A 16,478-nucleotide genomic window follows, 5' to 3' on the forward strand; every position below is an offset into this window, starting at 1 on the left:
GGTGGGCACGGCGAGAGGGGACGGCGTGATCGCACAGCTCAGGGGAAGTGTCGAGGAGATCGGGCTCGACACCGTGACCGTGCTGGTCGGTGGGATCGGGTGGCGCGTCCTCGTCACCCCCGCCACGGCGCAGACCCTCGTGCCCGGGGGGGAGACCTGCCTGCACACCTCCCTGGTCGTGCGTGAGGACTCCCTGACCCTGTTCGGTTTCCGCAGTGGGGACGAACGGGACGTCTTCGAGCGCCTCCAGACCGTCTCCGGCATCGGCCCACGCATCGCCCTGGCGGCCCTGGCGGTCCTCAGCCCCGACGACCTGCGCTCCGCGGTGTCGCACGGGGACCTCGCCGCCCTGCAGCGCATCCCTGGCGTCGGGCGCAAGTCCGCCCAGCGCATGGTCCTGGAGATCGGGGACAGACTCGGCCAGGCCGCCTCCCTGCCCGGTGAGGCGGAGCCCGCTGCTGCGGGTGCGGTGGAGGAGGAGGTCCGCGCCGCCCTCGTGCAGCTGGGATGGACCGAGGCACTGGCGGAGCGCACCGTCTCCGGTCTCGCCGGGCGAGGACTGGGGGCCTCGGACCTCCTGAGGGCTGCCCTGGTGGAACTGGGGGGATCACGTGGCTGAACAGGTCCACCCCGAGGACGCGCCCCGCATCATCGCCCCCGATGCCTCCGACGTCGAACGGGCCGCCGAAGCGGCCCTTCGTCCGAAGCACCTCGCCGAGTTCATCGGTCAGGCCACCGTGCGCTCCCAACTCCAACTGGTCCTCGACGCCGCCCGGGGGCGTGGTGTCACCCCCGACCACGTCCTCCTTGCAGGCCCTCCCGGGCTGGGCAAGACGACGCTCGCCATGATCATCGCCGCCGAGATGGGCACCTCGCTGCGCCTCACCTCGGGTCCGGCCATCCAGCACGCCGGTGACCTGGCCGCCATCCTCTCGGGTCTGCAGGAGGGGGACGTCCTCTTCATCGACGAGATCCACCGCCTCGCCCGCACCGCGGAGGAGATGCTCTACCTGGCCATGGAGGACTACCGGGTGGACGTCGTGGTCGGCAAGGGGCCCGGGGCCACCTCGATCCCGCTGACCCTGCCCCCCTTCACCGTCGTGGGTGCCACGACGCGCTCCGGTCTGCTCCCCGCCCCCCTGCGTGACCGTTTCGGATTCACCGCCCACCTCGAGTTCTACTCGACCGCGGACTTGGAGTCCGTGGTCCACCGCTCCGCGGGTCTGCTCGGCGCCCCCATCGACACTCCGGCCGCCCACGAGGTCGCCTCCCGCTCGCGCGGCACCCCGCGCATCGCGAACCGTCTGCTGCGCCGTGTCCTGGACTACGCCCAGGTCCACGGCGACGGCACCCTCTCCCTGGACTCGGCCCGCTCGGCGCTGGAGCTCTTCGAGGTCGACGCCTCGGGCCTGGACCGACTGGACCGCTCCGTCCTGGAGGCCCTGTGCCGCAGGTTCGGCGGTGGTCCCGTGGGGCTGACGACGTTGGCGGTGACGGTGGGGGAGGAGGCCGAGACCGTGGAGACGGTGGCCGAGCCCTACCTGGTGCGTGAGGGCTTCATGGTCCGCACGGCGCGCGGTCGCGCCGCCACCCGACAGGCCTGGGAGCACCTCGGACTCACCCCACCCCAGGAGGGCACCCTCTTCGGCTGAGTCCGGCGGGGCCGCCCTCGTCGACGTGGACGTGAGGCATGACACATGCCCGGCCGTGTGATCCTCGGATCTCGCGGGTGCGCGGCGCGGGGCACTAGACTGCAACGGGCGACATCCGCTTCCGGCACGGCCGGACTGACGAAAGAGGTACTCGTGGGTGAATACGGCTTCCTGATCATCATGGCGGTGATGCTGGTCGCGATGATGCTGCTCAGCTCGCGTTCCAAGAAGAAGATGGCGCAGCAGCAGCAGGACCGGGAGAGGAAGCTCATCGAGGGTCTCGTCCCCGGTGCCTGGGTGAAGACCGCCTTCGGGTTCTGGGGGCGCTACGTCGACCAGGACGGTGACATCGTCATCCTCGAGACCCCCGACGGCACCGAGACCTACTGGGAGCGTCAGACCATCCGCGACGTCGGCGAGCCTCCCTTCGCCGCCGACGAGCCCGCAACTCCGGAGACCGAGGACGAGGACGAGGACGAGCCCGTGCTCGGCCTCGACACCCCCGAGCCCCCCACCTCACCCATCGAGACCGACGAGGACGACAAGCGGCACTGACACGCAGCCTGCCCCTCGACACACCAAGGAACACCACCTGTGGCCACCACACGGCGCCGTCCAGTGCGCTCACTCATCACCCTGCTCATCGTCGTCGTCATCGGCGTCGCCGCCCTGCTCGTGGGGCATGCGACCCGCGGGGCGGGACTGACCCCGAACCTCGCCCTGGACCTGGAGGGCGGTACCCAGCTGATCCTCACACCGACCAGCGCGGACGGCTCCGACCGGGAGGTCACCAGCGCTGACCTCACCGAGGCGATCAACATCATCCGCAACCGCGTGGACGCCTCCGGCGTGGCCGAGGCGGAGATCACCTCGATGGGAACCGACAACATCGTCGTCTCGCTGCCCGGTCACCCCGACAAGGAGACGCTGGACCTGATCCGCTCCTCCTCGCAGATGGACTTCCGCCCCGTCCTCGTCACGGGTGCCGCCACCACCCAGGCCACCGCGGAGGACACGGACACCGCGGGTGCGCAGAGCGGGGCCCAGAGTGGTGAGGAGTCCGCACAGAGCGGCGAGGAGTCCACCCAGAGTGGCGCCGCCACCGATGAGGACACACAGAGCGGGGACGCCGCCCAGTCGGGGACGGCCACGACCGCCCTGCCCGAGGACCAGGCCCGTCAGCTCGCCGACACCAATGGTGACGGAACGATCTCCGACACCCCCGCGACGACACCGAGCGACCACTCCGACACGGCGTGGGTGACGGAGCAGGCACTGCTCGACTTCTACATGCTCGACTGCACGGACCCGGCGTCGCGCGCCCAGGGTTCGGTCTCCGACCCGGACGGCCCCCTGGTCACCTGTGACGAGGACGGCACCTACAAGTACATCCTGGGTCCCGTGGACGTGAAGGGCGCGAACCTCGACACCGCGACCGCCGGACTGGTCTACAACAACCAGGGTCAGTCCACCGGGAAGTGGGGCGTCGACCTCCAGTTCGACGCCGAGGGGACCAAGGCCTTCGCCGAGGCCTCCCAGCGTCTCTACGACCTGGAGTCCACGGACGCCACCCGCAACCGTTTCGCCGTGGTCCTGGACGGGAACGTCATCACCTCCCCGTCCATGAACTCACCGATCACCGACGGCAGGGCGCAGATCAGCGGCAACTTCACACCGGCCTCGGCCCGCGCCCTGGCCAATCAGCTGAGCTTCGGTTCCCTGCCCCTGGACTTCACCGTCCAGTCCGAGCAGCAGATCTCGGCGACACTGGGCTCGGACCACCTCGAGAAGGGGATCTGGGCCGGCTTCGTCGGGCTGCTGCTGGTGGTGGCCTACATGATCTGGCAGTACCGCGGGCTCGCCGTGCTCTCCGCCGGATCGTTGGTGGTGGCCGCCGGTCTCACATACCTGGTGATCACACTGCTGTCCTGGTTGATCGGGTACCGCCTGTCCCTGCCCGGTGTCGCCGGGTTGATCGTGGCGGTGGGCATCACCGCGGACTCCTTCATCGTCTACTTCGAACGCATCCGTGACGAGGTGCGTGATGGGCGGCCCCTGGTGGCCGCCGTGGACGAGGGATGGGAACGCGCCAAACGCACCATCATCGTCTCCGACCTCGTCAACCTGATCGCCGCCCTGGTCCTCCACTTCCTGTCCGTGGGTGGCGTGCAGGGCTTCGCCTTCACCCTGGGTGTGACGACGATCGTGGACCTCGTGGTCATCTTCTTCTTCACCCACCCCCTGATGGAACTGCTGATCCGGGTGCCCTTCTTCGGGGAGGGCCACAAGCTCTCCGGACTCGACCCCGAGCACCTGGGGGCGCACTCCTCGGCGGTGTACGCGGGGCGTGGACGCGTCGTGGTGCGCGGTGGCGGAGCTGCCGCGGCGGCCGCGACCCGGCCCGGGGAGGCACCCAAGTCCCTGGCCGAGCGTCGCTTCGAGGCCGCGCACGCCGCTGCGGCGACAGGGGAGGTGGGCGCCACGGACGGTGGGGCCGACGAGACGAAGGAGCTGGACCGATGATGAGCTTCGCCCAGTGGGGCAACGCCCTCTACTCCGGCAAGAAGTCCTACGGCATCATCCCGCGTCGCAAGCTGTTCGTCTCCCTGGCGGGCGGCCTGATGGTCCTGTCCGGGATCCTCATCGCGGTGCTGGGCCTGAACCCCTCCATCGAGTTCACCGGAGGGTCCCAGTTCTCGGTCACCGGCGTCTCCTCCGCCCAGCAGCAGACGGCCTACGACGCGGTGGCGAGCACGGGTCTCACCTCCGACGTGCGCGTCTCCAACCTCGGGCAGAACGCGATCCGCGTGCAGACACCGGCACTGGACACGGAGAGGACCGGTGAGGTCCGCCAGGCACTGGCCAGTGCCTACGACGTGGACGTGAACGATGTCCAGGCCTCCTCGATCGGACCGACCTGGGGTCATGACGTGACCACCAAGGCGCTCCAGTCCCTGGTGATCTTCCTGGTCCTGGTGGCCGGGGTCATGGCGGTCTACTTCCGTTCCCTGACCATGTCGGCGGCTGCGATCCTCGCACTGCTCCACGACGTCGTCGTGACGGTGGGTTTCTTCGCGGTCACCCAGGTCGAGGTCTCACCGGCCACCCTCATCGGCTACCTGACGATCCTGGGTTACTCCCTCTACGACACCGTCGTGGTCTTCGACAAGGTGCGTGAGCTCACCAAGGGCGTGTGGGACCAGCAGCGCTACACCTTCGGTGAGCTCGTCAACCTCGCGGTCAACCAGACCATGGTCCGCTCGATCAACACCTCGGTCGTCGCACTGCTCCCCGTCGGGTCGATCCTGTTCATCGGGACGCTCCTCCTGGGGGCCGGGACGTTGACCGACATCTCGCTGGCACTCTTCGTCGGCATGATCGTGGGCGCCTACTCCTCGATCTTCATCGCGGCGCCGCTCCTCGTCATGCTCGAGAACCGCCGCCAGCGCACCCGTGAGCACAACGAGCGGGTCCTGGCCGCACGCGCGGCGCGCGCGGGTGTCTCGGACGGGGAGGGTGCGCCCTCCGCCGTCGGTGCCGCTGCCGTGCGTGTCGCACCCCTGACGCCCGGCCACCACCTCGGTCAGGCCGCCCAGCCCACCCGCAAGACCCGGAGAAACCGATGAGCAACGAACTGGGGGGCCGGGTCTCTGACCTGGTGACCACGAACCTGCGCGAGATCCCGGACTTCCCCGAACCCGGGGTGCTCTTCCGCGACATCACACCGCTGCTGGCCAACGGGCCTGCCTTCCGCGAGCTCATGCAGATCCTCGCGGACCGCTACGACGGCCGCATCGACGCGGTGGCGGGACTGGAGTCACGCGGCTTCATCCTCGCCGCCCCCCTGGCCATCATGCTCGGGGTGGGCATGCTGACGGTCCGCAAGGCCGGGAAGCTCCCCGGACCCGTCATCGGCATCGACTACGCCCTGGAGTACGGCAGCGCCCGCATGGAGCTGCGCCCCGACTCCGTCCACGACGGCGACCGGGTCCTCGTGGTCGACGACGTGCTGGCCACGGGTGGTACGGCCAACGCCTCGGTGCGGCTGCTGCAGGAGTGCGGTGCGGACGTCGCCGCCGTCTGCGTGCTCCTCGAGCTGGAGGCACTGGGGGGCCGTTCTCGTCTGGACGGCGTCCCCGTGGAGTCCGCCGTCACGTTCTGAGGCACGAGGGCGGTCACGGAGTGCCTATCATGGGGCAATGACCGACCAGACCGTGGACACCCAGAACCACCGAAGCGCCGCAGCAGGCTCCCTGGTGCGTTCGGGTCTGGTGTGGTTCGGCTCGCGTGGTCGTTCGACGGCACCCGAGATCGAGCCACTGGTGCGCGCGCTGCGCGCCAACCACCCCAAGGCCGATGTCTCCGTCATCGAGCGGGCCTACGAGACGGCCGAGCTCCACCACAGGGGACAGTTCCGCAAGTCCGGCGAGCCCTACATCACCCACCCCGTCGCAGTGGCCACCATCCTCGCCGAGATGGGCATGACCACCCCGACACTCGTGGCAGCGCTCCTCCACGACACGGTGGAGGACACGGACTACACGGTGGAGGAACTCACCGCGGACTTCGGGGCACCCATCGCCCTCCTGGTCGACGGTGTCACCAAGCTGGACAAGGTCCGCTACGGCTCGGCCGCGCAGTCGGAGACCCTGCGCAAGATGATCGTGGCGATGAGCCGTGACATCCGGGTCCTCCTGATCAAGCTTGCCGACCGCCTGCACAACGCGCGCACCTGGCGGTTCGTCCCGCGCGAGTCCGCCCAGCGCAAGGCCCAGGAGACCCTGGAGATCTACGCACCCCTGGCCCACCGCCTGGGCATGAACACGATCAAGTGGGAGTTGGAGGAGCTGTCCTTCAGGACCCTCCTGCCCGAGATCTACGACGAGATCGACCACCTCGTCGCCGAACGCGCCCCCGAACGGGACACCTACCTGCGTGACGTCATTTCCCAGATCGAGGAGGACCTGCGTCGCTCCCACGTCAAGGGGACGGTGGGCGGGCGCCCGAAGAACCACTACTCGATCTACCAGAAGATGATCGTGCGGGGCAAGGCCTTCGACGAGATCTTCGACCTGGTGGCCGTGCGCGTGCTGGTGGAGTCCATCAAGGACTGCTACGCGGTGCTGGGGGCCATGCACGCGAGGTGGAACCCCATCCCGGGGCGCTTCAAGGACTACATCGCGATGCCGAAGTTCAACCTCTACCAGTCCCTGCACACGACGGTGGTGGGCCCGGGCGGCAAGCCGGTGGAGATCCAGATCCGCACCTTCGAGATGCACGAGCGCGCCGAGCACGGCGTGGCCGCGCACTGGCGCTACAAGCAGAACCCGAACGCGACCTCCGGCGACACCGACAAGATGACCGGCGACGAGCAGATGAACTGGCTGCGCGCCCTCGTCGAGATGGAGCGGGAGACGGGGGACCCCGAGGAGTTCCTGGACTCCCTGCGCTACGAGATCGCCGGCGACGAGGTCTACGTCTTCACACCCCGGGGCGAGGTCGTCGTCCTCCCCGCGCACGCCACCCCCGTCGACTTCGCCTACGCCGTCCACACCGAGGTCGGCCACCACACCGTCGGTGCACGGGTCAACGGCCGGCTGGTCCCGCTCGACACCCAGTTGGAGTCCGGGGAGACCGTCGAGGTCGTCACCTCGAAGTCCTCCAAGGCGGGACCGTCGCGCGACTGGCTGGCCTTCGTGGCCTCACCCAGGGCACGCTCGAAGATCAAGGCATGGTTCTCCAAGGAGCGTCGCGACGAGGCGATCGAGGCGGGCAAGGAACACCTCGCCAAGGCGATGCGCAAGCAGAACCTCCCACTCCAACGCCTCATGAGCCACGAGTCCATCCTCTCGGTCGCCACGGCACTGGGCTACCAGGACGTGTCGGGCCTGTACGCCGCAGTGGGGGAGAACCACATCTCCGCCCACAACGTCGTCCAGAAACTCGTCGACAACCTCGGGGGAGGTGACGGCACCGAGGAGACCCTCTCCGAGGCCGTCATGCCGGGGTCGACACGGTTGAAGTCGGTCGGCTCCGACGCCGGTGTCACGGTGGCGGGGATGAGCTCCAACGACATCTGGGTGAAGCTGGCCCGCTGCTGCACGCCGGTCCCCGGCGACCAGATCATCGGTTTCATCACCCGCGGACAGGGTGTCTCCGTCCACCGTGCGGACTGCCAGAACGCACAGCGCCTGGAGGAACTCCACCCCGAGCGTTTCGTCGAGGTGGCCTGGAGCGCGGACCGCAGTGGGGCCGCCTACCTCGTCCAGATCGAGACGCGGGCCCTGGACCGCTCGGGTCTGCTCTCCGACCTCACGAAGGTGCTCTCGGAGTACCAGATCAACATCATCACCGGGTCGATGTCGACCTCCGCGGACCAGATCGCCTACACGCGCTTCTCCTTCGAACTGGCCGACATGAGCCATCTCAACGCCGTGCTCGCGGCCCTGCGGCGGGTCGACGGGGTCTTCGAGGCCGTGCGTCTCACCGGCAACGAGAAGCGTGCCCAGTCCCCGGCGCAGTGAGGTCGCAGGACCGTGAGGTGCCCACGGGTCGCGGCGAGTTGGCCCGGGCCCGCAGGTGACACGTAGGATAGGACCTGTGCCACAGTGTTGGCACGACAGGGTTCGTCCGCCCCGGCGGACGACGACGCGCACGGGCGGCCGGTGGGTCGCCCTCGTCCCATAAGGATCACCGTGAGCACCCAGCCCGCCTCCCAGGCCAGCCCCGACCAGCCCGACGTCGCACGGACGGACGGCACGGACGCCGTTCCCGGCGGCCCGGGGGAAGGCGCGCAGGCCCCGACACCTGCGGTCCCCGCAGCACCTGCCGGGCCCACGGCCACCCCCACAGCGGAACCGGATGAGGCTGCGCCCGCAGCTCCCGGGGCCGCGCCGACTGAGCCCGAGCCCGCCTCCGAGGCGTCCACACCTGTGACCCCCGCACCGGCGCCCTCGCCTGTGGAGCCCGAGCCCGCCCCCGAGGCGTCCACACCTGTGACCCCCTCACCTGCTCCCGCCCCTGCTGCGCCTGCCTCGGCACCTGCGGTGCCCGGCGGGCCGACAGCCACCCCCGCGGCCCCCACTCCTGCTCCGGCGGCCCCCGCAGCACCCGAGGACGCCCCTGCGGAGCCCGGTGCCGCCCCAGATCCTGCAGCCGTCGGAGTCCCCACCACGGGCGCCCCTGTCACCACTGACTTCGGACGCATCGACGAGGAGGGCAACGTCTTCGTCGTCGACGGGGGCACCGAGCGCCTCATCGGCGGCTACCCCGCCGGTGTCCCGGAGAACCCCTTCGCCCTCTACACGCGTCGCTTCCAGGACCTGGAGGCGACCGTGCGCCTCTTCGAGGACCGCCTGCCCCAGCTCTCGCCCAAGGACATCGACCAGACCCTCAGGACCCTGCGCCAGGCCGTGGTCGAGCCTGCCGCGATCGGGGACCTCCCCGCCCTGCGCGCACGCGTGGAGGAGCTCGGCCAGCGCGCCGAGGAACGCAAGCAGCAGGCACACGCCGAGCGGCAGGCCGCGAAGGAGGCGGCACTGGCCGAGCGCACCGCCCTCGTGGAGCGCGCCGAGGCCCTCGTCGCCCAGGACCCCGATCGCATCCACTGGAAGCAGTCGGGCCAGCAGCTGCGGGACCTCCTCGAGGAGTGGAAGGGCCTCCAGCGTCGCGGACCGCGCCTGGACAAGACGACCGAGGACGAGCTCTGGAAACGCTTCTCCGGCGCGCGCACGGTGTTCGACCGGCGTCGCCGTCAGTTCTTCTCCGCCCTGGACCAGAAGCAGGCGGAGGCGAAGTCCGTCAAGGAGTCCCTCATCGCCGAGGCGGAGGCACTCCAGAACTCCACGGACTGGGGGGCCACGTCAGCCGCCTACCGTGGGCTCATGGACCGCTGGAAGGCGGCCCCCCGGGCCTCGCGCAAGGAGGACGATGCGCTCTGGGCGCGTTTCCGTGCGGCCCAGCAGGTCTTCTTCGATGCGCGCCGGGCCAAGGACGAGGCAGCCGACTCCGAGTACCAGGAGAACCTCGTCGCGAAGGAAGCCCTCTTGGCGGAGGCCGAGGCACTGCTCCCCGTGACCGACGCGGACACGGTCAAGCCACTGCTGCGGGGGATCCAGGACCGCTGGGACGAGATCGGCCGCGTGCCCGGCTCCGAGGTCTCCCGCATCGAGGGTCGCATGCGGGCCGTCGAGGACGCGGTGCGCCAGGCGGAGGAGCGGGAGTGGAAGCGCTCCAACCCCGAGACACGCGCCCGAGCGGAGGGCATGCTCGGCCAGCTCGAGCAACAGGTCGCCGATCTGGAGGCGGACCTCGCCGCCGCCCGGGCCGCGGGCGACGGGCGCCGGGTCACCGAGCTGCAGGACACGCTCACCACCAAGAAGGCCTGGCTCGACCAGATCCAGGGTTCGATCGGCTGAACGATGCGCCTCACCGCGATCCCGACGCCCTTCTTCGGGGCCAACTGCATGGTCCTGGTCCCCGAGGGCGGCAACCTCGCACTGGTCGTCGACCCCTCCGCCGGCGTGCTGGGGACCATCAGGTCCACCCTGGAGGAGCAGGGCGTGGACGTCGGTGCGGTGCTGTGCACCCACGGACACCCCGACCACGTGTGGGACGCGGCCGAGGTCTCCTCCTGGGGCACGGGGGAGGACCCCACGTCGCCGGTTCCCGTGTGGATCCCGGGGCCCGACCTGCACCGCCTGGAGGACCCGCTCTCCGGGGTGCCCATGCGCCCCGAGGCTCTCGACCTCGTCTGGGTACGTCCCCAGGACGTGCGCGCCGTGCCCGGGGACACCTTCGAACCGGTCCCGGGCCTGCGACTTCTCATGGTGCCCGCCCCCGGGCACACGGAGGGTTCCGCCGTGTTCCTCGGCGAGGGTGACCTGCGTGTGGACACCGCCGGGGACACGGTGGTGGAACGTCGTGGTGCTGCTCCCTGGGCGCTGACGGGTGACGTGCTCTTCGCCGGCTCGGTGGGTCGGACCGACCTGCCCGGGGGCGACGAGGTCCAGATGCGCCACACCCTGCGCACGCTCGCCAACGCCCTGGACCCCGAGACCGTCCTGCTGCCCGGTCACGGACCCTGGACCACCATGCGTCGCGAACTCGCGTCCAATCCCTACCTGGCGCGCGCCCGCAGCATCGGCTGAGACCACGACATGGCAGCCGCGCGCGGCTGCGGGGGCCCGGGACGTGGGATGATGGACCCCATGGCACGCACCTCCCTCTCCGGATTCCCCGAATGGCTCCCCGACGGACGCATCGTCGAACAGTCCGTCCTCGACCACCTGCGCCGCATCTTCGAGCTCCACGGCTTCGCCGGGATCGAGACACGGGCAGTGGAGACGCTGGAGCAGCTGGAGTCCAAGGGGGAGACCTCCAAGGAGGTCTACGTGCTCGAGCGCCTCCAGGCGCTCAAGGAGGCGGAGGCCGGGGGGCGCGGGTCCTCGCACGAGCGCCGCATGGGTCTCCACTTCGACCTCACGGTCCCGTTCGCGCGCTACGTCATCGAGAACGCCAACGACCTCGACTTCCCCTTCAAGCGCTACCAGATCCAGAAGGTCTGGCGCGGGGAACGCCCCCAGGAGGGCCGCTTCCGTGAGTTCACCCAGGCCGACATCGATGTCGTGGGCAACGGCGAACTGCCCTTCCACTTCGAGGTGGAGCTGCCCCTGGTCATGGCCGAGGCGCTGACCTCCCTCCCCATCCCGCCCGTCCACGTCCTCGTCAACAACCGCAAGGTCGTCCAGGGCGTCTGCGAGTCCATCGGTGTCGGGGACGTCGATGCCGCGCTGCGCGGGCTCGACAAGCTCGACAAGATCGGGCCCGAGGGCGTGGCGGAGGAACTCGCGGCCTCCGGTATCACGGGCGCCCAGGCCTCCACCCTGCTGGCCATGGCCGAGATCCGCACGGACTCCCCCGAGGAGATCCGCACCCGTGTGGGGGAGCTGGGGGTGTCCGGCGGGATGCTGGAGGAGGGGCTCGTCGAGTTGTGCGAGCTGGTCGCCACCGCCGCCTCGCGGGTGCCCGGCGTCGTCGTCGCCGACCTGCGCATCGCCCGCGGCCTCGACTACTACACCGGCTCCGTCTACGAGACGGTGGTCGAGGGCCACGAGGACCTCGGCTCGATCTGCTCGGGGGGACGTTACGACTCCCTCGCCACCGACGGGAAGCGCACCTACCCCGGGGTCGGGCTGTCCATCGGGGTGTCCCGCCTGGTATCGCGGATGATCTCCGTCCCACTGGTGCGCGCCACCCGCAAGGTGCCCACCGCGGTGCTGGTCGCGGTCATCGACGAGTCGGACCGCCACCGCTCCGATGACATCGCCACCCTGTTGAGGTCGCGAGGCATCCCCAGCGACGTCGCACCCGCTGCTGCGAAGTTCGGGAAGCAGATCCGTCACGCCGATCGCCGGGGCATCCCCTTCGTGTGGTTCCCGGGGGCCGACGGCGCCCCGGACACCGTCAAGGACATCCGTTCCGGTGACCAGGTCGAGGCGCGGGCCGGGACGTGGACGCCGCCCGCGGCGGACCTCCTGCCCCGGGTCGAGGCGGCCGACTGACCCATGGACCGCCTGGAGCACCTGCACGTGCTGAGGGGGGCGCTCGAAGGAGCCGCCCTGGACCTCCCCACGCCCGGTGCCCCGGTGGGGGAGCGTGAGCGCTCCCGTGCGCTCAGACGTCTGGGCGACCACCTGATCCCACGCCTGGCGGATGCGGAGGCGCCGCTCCTGGCCGTCATCGGGGGGTCGACGGGCGCGGGGAAGTCGACGGTCCTCAACTCCCTCGTCGGCGCCCAGGTCTCCGCGTCCTCCGCGATCCGTCCCACCACGAGGCGTCCGCTGCTGGTCCACCGGGCCCCGGATGCCGGATGGTTCCAGGCCCAGCGGATCCTGCCCGGTCTCCCGCGGGAGAGGGTGGAGCCGGGGGCCTCCGCCAGCGAACCAGTGGCGGGGGGCACTCCCGCCCTGGAGGTGCGCGAGGTGGGGACCCTGCCCAGGGGCATGGCCCTGTTGGACGCTCCCGACCTGGACTCGGTGGTGGAGGGCAACCGTTCCCTGGCCCGCCAACTCCTGGACGCCGCGGACCTGTGGGTGTTCGTCACCACGGCCGCCCGGTACGCCGATGCGGTGCCCTGGGAGGTGCTCGGCCAGGCCGCCCAGCGCGACATCGCCGTGGCCGTCGTCCTCAACCGTGTGCCGACCGGGACCATGGACGAGGTCGCCGCGGACCTCCACCGGCTCATGACGGTCCACGGCATCGGTGACGCGCCCCTGGTCGGCATCGAGGAACAGCCCCTCGTCGGGGGTCTCCTCCCGGCAGAGGCGGTGGGACCCCTGCGGGCGTGGCTGGAAGGACTCGGGGCCGACTCCCACACCCGTGCGGAGGTGGCACGCCGCACCCTGGCGGGCTCCGTGCGCCAGGTCGTCGCAGGGGTCCACGTCGTCGAGGACGCCCTGGGCGAGCACGATGCGGCGTTGCGGACGGCCGGGACACATCTGGAGGAGGCAGTCGAGGCCTCCCTGGAACGCCTCGCGGTCTCGACCGGGGACGGGACCCTGCTGCGCGGGGAGGTGTTGGCCCGGTGGCAGGAGGTCATCGGCGCCGCCGACTTCACCCGCCGTCTCGGACAGGGCGTCTCCCACCTCCGGGACCGCCTCACCGCGGCCCTGCGCGGGAAGCCCGCACCCGTGGCACCCGTGGAGGACGCACTCGAGGCGGGACTGGCCTCCCTGCTGAGGGAGGAGTTCTCACGCGTGCGCGAGGACGCGGAGGCCACATGGGTGAGGGAACCCGCCACGGTCGCCCTCGTACGCGCCGCAGCCCCCGCTGACCCGACCGAGCTGGACCGGCGCTCCGTCGAGATCACCCGTGGGTGGCAGGCTGAACTGCTGGTGCTCGTGCGCACCCAGGGCGGTTCGCGACGCACCACGGCACGTGTGCTCGCCGTCGGCACCAACCTGGTCGGGGTCTCCCTCATGGTCGTGATCTTCGCCTCCACCGGCGGGCTGACCGGGGCCGAGGTCGGGGTCGCGGGGGCGACGGCGGCCGTGGCCCAGAAGCTGCTGGAGGTCGTCTTCGGCGACCAGGCGGTGCGGACGCTGGCCACCCGGGCACGGGCGATGCTGCTGGAACGCGCGCGCACCGCACTGGAAGAGGAGGTCTCACCACTGCGGGACGCCCTCCCGCCCGCCTCCGACCGGGCCGTGCTCGCCCGTGCCCGCGGTGACGTCGAGTCGGACTGGGGGTTGCGATGAACCTCGGCCGCAGGGACGCGCCTCCGCCGACCGCACCGGAGGACCGCGTCCAGGACCTGGCCCGCGCGATGGACCTGCTGGGCGGCGACGTCCCCGAGGACGTCATCGACACACTGGCGGACGTCCTCCTGCGGGCCCATGAGCGTTGCGGACTCGACCCCGACACGACCGTGGCCGCCCTCGTCGGTGCCACGGGGTCGGGGAAGTCCTCGCTGCTCAACGCCTTGGTCGGGCACGACATCGTGCACGCGGGGGTCCTGCGGCCCACCACCACCGAGGCCCTCGCCGCCGTCCAACCGGGCACCGCTGCCGCCGCCCTGCTGGACTGGATCGGCATCGACCAGCGAGTCATCGTTCCCACGGGTGCGGGCATCCCCGAGGGAGTGGCACTCGTGGACCTGCCCGACATCGACTCCGTCGAGGACGTCAACCGCGAGGTCGTGGAGCGACTCGCGGCGCGGGTGGACCTGCTCGTGTGGGTCCTGGACCCGCAGAAGTACGCGGATGACCTCATCCACTCCGCCTGGATCGCCCCGATGGCGGACCACGCCGGGGTGACGGTCACGGTGCTCTCCCAGGTCGACCGGCTGGGGGAGGAGGACCGCCGGGAGGTGGCAGCGGACCTGGAACGGCTGCTCGTCGCCGACGGGGTGAGGTCCCCGCTGGTCGTGGAGGTGTCCTCGGTGACGGGGGAGGGTCTGGGGGAGCTGCGCACCGTCCTGGACCACACGGCCCGCGACGTGCGTGAACGTGCCCTGCGGGTCCGGGGACTCCTGGACGACGGCGTCGCCGAGGTCCGTCGCGCGGTGGGCTTGGAGCACCCACTGCCCGACTTCGACCCGGAGGGACTGGCCGCTGCGCTGGTCGGGGTCGCGGGGGCCGCGGCCGGGGTGGACCGGGTGGCCGGCGCGGTGGGGGACGCGCACCGCCACCGCGGTGTGCGCTCCTGCGGCTGGCTGCCGCTACGCTGGCTGCGCGGACTGAGGGCGGACCCCCTGGCGCGGCTGCACCTGGGGGGCGGCGGAGGGGACTCGGTCACCACCTCGGCCCCGGACCCGGCAGCACCTGCGCCGACCGCCTCGGCGGCCGAGCTTTCCACCGGTGTGCGGAGGGTGGTCGAGGACGTCTCCCGCGGTCGACCGGATGTCTGGCAGAGGTCGTTGGCCGCGGTCTCCCGCACGCAGGTGGCGGGTCTGCCCGCCCGACTCGACCGCGCGGTCGCCGGCACCGATCTCGGCATGGCGCGAGCGCCCGCCTGGTGGGGATGGTCGAACGCGCTCCAGTGGCTGGGCTGGGTGTGTGCGGCAGCCGGGATCCTGTGGATCCTGGGTGTCCAGGCCGCCCGGCAGTTCCTGCTGGTGGAGTGGCCGCCGCCGCTGTGGCGAGGTCTGCCCGTGCCGACCTGGATGGTGCTGGTGGGTGTGGCGTGGACGCTGGTGGTCGTGGCACTGTCGTGGCCGGGCGTCCTGGTGGGCGCGCGACGGCGCGCACGCTCCGCGCGCGTGGCGCTGTCGGCGTCGGTGCGGGAGTGCGTGGAGGCTGACCTGGTGGATCCCCTGGTGGAGGAGGACTCCCGCCAGCACCAGGTCGAGGAGTTCCTCGCCCGCGCGTCCCACTGACCCACCCCACGCCGAAGTCCGCTCTGTTCTGGGGTCGAAGTCCGCTCAGTTCGGGCACTGAGGTCCGCTCAGTTCGGGCACTGAGGTCCGCTCTGTTTCCGGCTCGGAGTCTGCACCGCCGGATCACCGCGGGCGCTGCTGCCCCGGGCCACCGCAGAGGCGACCGAGAACGGACGACCACTCAGGTCAGGACGGACTTCTGTAGCGAATGAGAGCGGACTTCGACCCCAGAACAGAGCGGACTTCGAGCCCCGAACTGCGCGCGGTGTCAAGCTGTGGTGAGTCACTGGGTGTGTCAGCTGGCTGCTGATTGGTTGTCTGGTACTTCTGGCTTGTGGTGCAAGTTGATGCCGACCACGTTGGGTAGCGTGGGTGGGATGGGTGGCTTGCGGTGGCGGTCGCGGTGGTGGGCGTAGTAGGTGTCCAGTGCCTGGACGCGGCGGTCCTGGATCTGTGTCCAGGTGCCGTCGTAGACGGATCCTGGAGTGTGCAGCGCCAGACTGGAATGGTGGTGGGCATTGTTGAACCAGTCCACGTATTCACCCACCCAATGCTGGGCTGCGGGGAGATCCTCGAACATTCCGGGGTAGGAGGGCCGGTACTTCATGGTCCGGAACTCGCTCTCCTTGAACGGGTTGTCATTGGAGACACTGGGGCGGTTGAAGGACATCGCCACATCGTGGTCACCACACAGGCGCCGCATCCGCTCAGACTTCATCGCAGCCCCATTGTCGGAGTGCAGGACCTTCGGTGCGCCATGAGTGTTGAATGCTTCTCTCATCATGTCCCGGGCGATCACGTCGCTCTGGCGGGAGGCGACGCGGTGAGCCACGATCTTTCGGGAGTAAAGGTCTTGGACGCTGTAGGCCTTGAACACGCAGCCCACGAAGGCCCCCTTGACGTCCGAGATGTCCCACACCCACACCTCGCCAGCAGCGTGAGCCTCCACA

General features: G+C 70.4%; 13 protein-coding genes. 12 read left to right on the forward strand and 1 reads right to left on the reverse strand.

Translation table 11 applies throughout. The features are described from left to right. Nucleotides 1-25: 25 nt before the first annotated feature. The 12 genes from ruvA to BQ9890_RS03485 all read left to right on the forward strand — a co-directional run bounded on the left by ruvA (nt 26) and on the right by BQ9890_RS03485 (nt 15,528). The gene (gene ruvA / locus BQ9890_RS03430; protein WP_075889368.1) at nt 26-619 is read left to right on the forward strand and encodes a Holliday junction branch migration protein RuvA; all 594 of its coding nucleotides are present in this window, start codon (nt 26-28) and stop codon (nt 617-619) included. Then, nucleotides 612-1,652, forward strand: coding sequence for a Holliday junction branch migration DNA helicase RuvB (gene ruvB / locus BQ9890_RS03435; RefSeq protein WP_075889370.1), 1,041 nt, complete (start codon nt 612-614; stop codon nt 1,650-1,652). Before ruvA ends, ruvB begins: the two co-directional genes overlap by 8 nt. Before the next feature lie 153 nt (nt 1,653-1,805). Next, on the forward strand, nt 1,806-2,207 hold the full coding sequence (locus tag BQ9890_RS03440; RefSeq protein ID WP_230297797.1) for a preprotein translocase subunit YajC: 402 nt from the start codon (nt 1,806-1,808) through the stop codon (nt 2,205-2,207). Nucleotides 2,208-2,246: 39 nt separating this feature from the next. Beyond that, nucleotides 2,247-4,175 carry a protein translocase subunit SecD gene (gene secD, locus BQ9890_RS03445; RefSeq protein WP_075889372.1) on the forward strand — a complete coding sequence of 643 codons (1,929 nt, stop codon included), beginning with the start codon at nt 2,247-2,249 and terminating at the stop codon, nt 4,173-4,175. Beyond that, complete coding sequence (gene secF, locus BQ9890_RS03450) at nt 4,172-5,278, forward strand: protein translocase subunit SecF (protein WP_075889374.1); 1,107 nt, start codon at nt 4,172-4,174, stop codon at nt 5,276-5,278. The genes secD and secF overlap by 4 nt, the downstream gene beginning before the upstream one ends. Further along, the gene (locus tag BQ9890_RS03455; protein ID WP_075889376.1) at nt 5,275-5,814 is read left to right on the forward strand and encodes an adenine phosphoribosyltransferase; all 540 of its coding nucleotides are present in this window, start codon (nt 5,275-5,277) and stop codon (nt 5,812-5,814) included. The genes secF and BQ9890_RS03455 overlap by 4 nt, the downstream gene beginning before the upstream one ends. Nucleotides 5,815-5,851: 37 nt before the next feature. Continuing rightward, nucleotides 5,852-8,176, forward strand: a complete 2,325-nt coding sequence (locus BQ9890_RS03460) for a RelA/SpoT family protein (RefSeq protein ID WP_075889378.1) — start codon at nt 5,852-5,854, stop codon at nt 8,174-8,176. A gap of 522 nt (nt 8,177-8,698) precedes the next feature. Continuing rightward, complete coding sequence (locus BQ9890_RS03465) at nt 8,699-10,069, forward strand: DUF349 domain-containing protein (protein ID WP_075892655.1); 1,371 nt, start codon at nt 8,699-8,701, stop codon at nt 10,067-10,069. A 3-nt stretch (nt 10,070-10,072) separates the two neighbouring features. After that, complete coding sequence (locus tag BQ9890_RS03470; protein WP_075889380.1) at nt 10,073-10,801, forward strand: MBL fold metallo-hydrolase; 729 nt, start codon at nt 10,073-10,075, stop codon at nt 10,799-10,801. Between the two features lie 60 nt (nt 10,802-10,861). Continuing rightward, the gene (gene hisS / locus BQ9890_RS03475; RefSeq protein ID WP_075892657.1) at nt 10,862-12,214 is read left to right on the forward strand and encodes a histidine--tRNA ligase; all 1,353 of its coding nucleotides are present in this window, start codon (nt 10,862-10,864) and stop codon (nt 12,212-12,214) included. Nucleotides 12,215-12,217: 3 nt separating this feature from the next. Next, complete coding sequence (locus BQ9890_RS03480) at nt 12,218-13,909, forward strand: dynamin family protein (protein ID WP_075889382.1); 1,692 nt, start codon at nt 12,218-12,220, stop codon at nt 13,907-13,909. Continuing rightward, nucleotides 13,906-15,528: a GTPase gene (locus BQ9890_RS03485; RefSeq protein ID WP_075889384.1), complete on the forward strand. Its 1,623-nt coding sequence runs from the start codon at nt 13,906-13,908 to the stop codon at nt 15,526-15,528. Before BQ9890_RS03480 ends, BQ9890_RS03485 begins: the two co-directional genes overlap by 4 nt. Nucleotides 15,529-15,823: 295 nt before the next feature. On the opposite strand, the gene BQ9890_RS15780 is transcribed toward BQ9890_RS03485, so the two are convergent. Next, on the reverse strand, nt 15,824-16,478 hold a 655-nt coding region (locus BQ9890_RS15780; RefSeq protein ID WP_230297798.1), incomplete at its 5' end, for a DDE-type integrase/transposase/recombinase.

This window comes from Actinomyces provencensis, assembly GCF_900155435.1.
Classification (GTDB): domain Bacteria; phylum Actinomycetota; class Actinomycetes; order Actinomycetales; family Actinomycetaceae; genus Pauljensenia; species Pauljensenia provencensis.